The following is a 2,812-nucleotide window of genomic DNA, read 5'->3' as shown; positions in this document are numbered from 1 at the left end:
CGAGTGGCATCGAACCCGGCCAAGGTGCGTTTGACGTGTTCTCGGAGTCGTTCGATCGTCATACTCAGGGTGGGGCGGAGACCGGCTACAGATTCCCAGTCCGTGGTCGGGAGTGCTCCGTGTTCGTCGAGTGTGGTGACGAGCCGATCCAGGGTTGCGAAGTGCCCGACCACGTCACCGACACGGGCAGCTTGGGCGAGGACGAGGACTTGTTCGACCTTGCCCTCGACGCGGGCGATCGATTCGTTCACCGATGCGATGGCCGCCGAGAGTGCGACCTGCACTGCGATGAGTTGGAAGGACAATGCTTGGGTGGGGCCGAGGGACACTTTCTGCCATTGCAGTTGGTGACGGAACTTCCCTGCTTGGTCGACGACGGTCATTCGGAAGAAGCCGTTGTCACCGGGCAACGCTTTGTACGTGTTCAACGCCTGGACGCTGTTCGGGGACAACCGCACGAACTGACCGGCCTGGGCGGCAACAGATTTCGCTCCGACGGCAGCGGCGGCGACATTGGCCATCGAGGTTTTGCTGACTCCGGACACGGTGAGTGCTTCGCCGGCGATGTCGGTCAGGCGAGCGAGGTATCCGGCTACGACCTCCGGGTTCCCGGCAACGAGGATGCCTTCTGGTTCGACGGATACGGCGAGTTCGCTGCCGGAGTCGGTGCTGGCGAACAGGTCCATTGCAGCAGTGCCTGATCGAGTGGACTCTGACGGTGAACTGCTCGAGGAGGGCGTCTCGTTCATCGATGTCCGCTTTCTGCTGGTGTGATGGTTTCCGGTGGAAAGCATCCTGGCGATGTCGGTGATGGCACCGTCGGATCGTTTCCGTCCGCCGGGCGATTTCGCGCAGACCGCACGGAATGGCACCCTGCCACGTCCGGTGCAGCAGTGGCTCACCGCGAGTGGATGGACTGTACTGCCTGAGCTGCGGTGCCCGGACCGCACCTGGTAATTCGTCGAGACCAATGCGGCTGCGACCCTCGGGTCCTCGAACGTCGGCGAGTGGGCTGGCGATGGTGCGTCGCCGGAGCTCGTATTCGCTGCGGTTGCTGTGGTGTCCGGCCAGGGCCACGGCGTGGCTTGCATACTTATCGGGCTGGGGCAGGTGAGCGTCAATGAACGCTCGCCTGCCCCAGGGTTGTATCGGGGCGTTCAGATCTGGTTGATCCACCCGATGCGTGAGCTGTCGAAGGAGAGCAGTGTTTCCATAAGCACTACGTACTGTCCGGAGGCTGCCGGATCGTCGAAACAAACGTCGCCTGCGACCCGACCTCCGGGAGCCAACTCACCCGATTCCAGCGTGGAGCGGTCGGAGACGAACGTCGCGTCTTTTGAGACACCGTTAGGATCCTGCAATTTCCAATCCAAGTAACCATTGAAACGTTGCTGCTTGTCAGTGCCGTTGACGACGGTGACGTTCGTGCATAGAAGAGGACCACCGTATGAACGCTCTGCCGACTCCAGAGGTGCAGCAGTGATTTGAACGCCCTTTTTATCGACGGTAGCTCCCGCGTCGGCGCCGGTGTCCTTGCTCGTCTTTCCTGGGAAATCCAGGCTGGCTGCGCTGTCGGAATCCGCAGAACTTGATCCGTTGTTGTCCACTACTGTCGCTGGCTCGTCACCCCCACCAGCGACTGCGGCCACGCAACCTGCGAACAACAATGCAACGATCGCCAGGATGATCCACAAACCCCATCGCTTCTTCTTTGGCGGTTGCGGCGGCTGTCCGTATGGCTGCTGCGGCATCCTGTAGTGCGGGGGTTGTTGTCCGTATGGCTGCTGCGGCATCCCGTACTGAGGGGGTTGTTGTCCGTACGGCTGCTGCGGCGCTTTTTGTGGGTCGCTGCTGTTAGCTGGGTTGTTCGGGTCGGGATTCATGTGTCCTTCTTCTTATTTGTTCGCAGAGTTCGCTCGCAGCTCCCTTGCGGTTTAAAATTCGATTAGTTCTACCATCGCGATGCGACAAATACCTCTTTTGGTCCCAAAATTACGTTTCTCGAAAAGAATGGTGACACCGATTGGAACTTTCGGTTGCGCTGGTCACTGACACGACATCACCTCTCTGACCCCTCCGTCGGTTGAACCGCTACTCGGCGCCAGGACCTGGGCCAAGCACACCCGAACATCGAATCCGAATATGCGTGGGCATACCGCCGGGCAACGCGCGACAGTCGTTATCCCGGGTAGGCGCTGCGCCGCGCCGCCCGGACTTCCGGTCGTAACCTGCCACGGTCCGGCACGTCGATTCCCGCCCCACGTGACTGTCGACGGTGGATCCAGATGAAATTCACTGTGGAAACAGCGATCTCAATCAGTGCCGGTCGTACCCGATTGTCCCAGCGATTGCGCTTGTCGACGACGGGGATCGCTGAGTGCAAAGGAACCTGAATCTGCCACCGAAGTTGAAAATAGAGTTTGTGCGGTTCGGATCCGTCGATAAATTCGTGTCGGAAAACTATGTCAGGTCGCTGTGTATCGTGAGGTTTTCGACGACGGACAGTCGATTAGCTTGGCCGTACCGACAGGGCCTCCGCTATGCAGAAGAGGGCCGCACCCTTGCGGTGCGGCCCTCTTCTTGTGTCACTGATTAGACAGCGCGCACATCGGTGGCCTGAGGACCCTTCTGGCCCTGGCCAACCTCGAACTCCACACGCTGGTTCTCGTCGAGCGACTTGTAGCCGTTGCCCGAGATTTCAGAGTAATGAACGAACACGTCCGGTGTTCCGTCGTCGGGAGCGATGAAACCAAAGCCCTTTTCGCCGTTGAACCACTTCACGATGCCCTGTGCCATACCGATACTCCCTACA

At 59.7% G+C, this 2,812-nt stretch carries 2 protein-coding genes and 1 pseudogene; all 3 read right to left on the bottom strand.

Going from position 1 to position 2,812, the window contains the following annotated elements; all coding sequences use genetic code 11:
* Positions 1 to 749 (bottom strand): annotated as a pseudogene (locus tag YH3_RS34560) (hypothetical protein); the annotation flags it as partial.
* Between the two features lie 408 nt (positions 750 to 1,157).
* Positions 1,158 to 1,883, bottom strand: a complete 726-nt coding sequence (locus YH3_RS34555) for a DUF4352 domain-containing protein (protein WP_082920522.1) — start codon at positions 1,881 to 1,883, stop codon at positions 1,158 to 1,160.
* Between the two features lie 709 nt (positions 1,884 to 2,592).
* Positions 2,593 to 2,796, bottom strand: a complete 204-nt coding sequence (locus YH3_RS34550) for a cold-shock protein (RefSeq protein WP_064442905.1) — start codon at positions 2,794 to 2,796, stop codon at positions 2,593 to 2,595.
* Positions 2,797 to 2,812: the final 16 nt, after the last annotated feature.

Origin of the sequence: Rhodococcus sp. YH3-3, from assembly GCF_001653035.1 — a bacterium.
GTDB lineage: Bacteria > Actinomycetota > Actinomycetes > Mycobacteriales > Mycobacteriaceae > Rhodococcus_F > Rhodococcus_F qingshengii.
This window is presented reverse-complemented; position numbering and strand designations above follow the sequence as displayed.

Bases quoted from the DNA above. Each gene is read 5' to 3' on its own strand.
- YH3_RS34555 (WP_082920522.1), bottom strand. From the start codon at position 1,883: ATGAATCCCGACCCGAACAACCCAGCTAACAGCAGCGACCCACAAAAA.
- YH3_RS34550 (WP_064442905.1), bottom strand. From the start codon at position 2,796: ATGGCACAGGGCATCGTGAAGTGGTTCAACGGCGAAAAGGGCTTTGGT.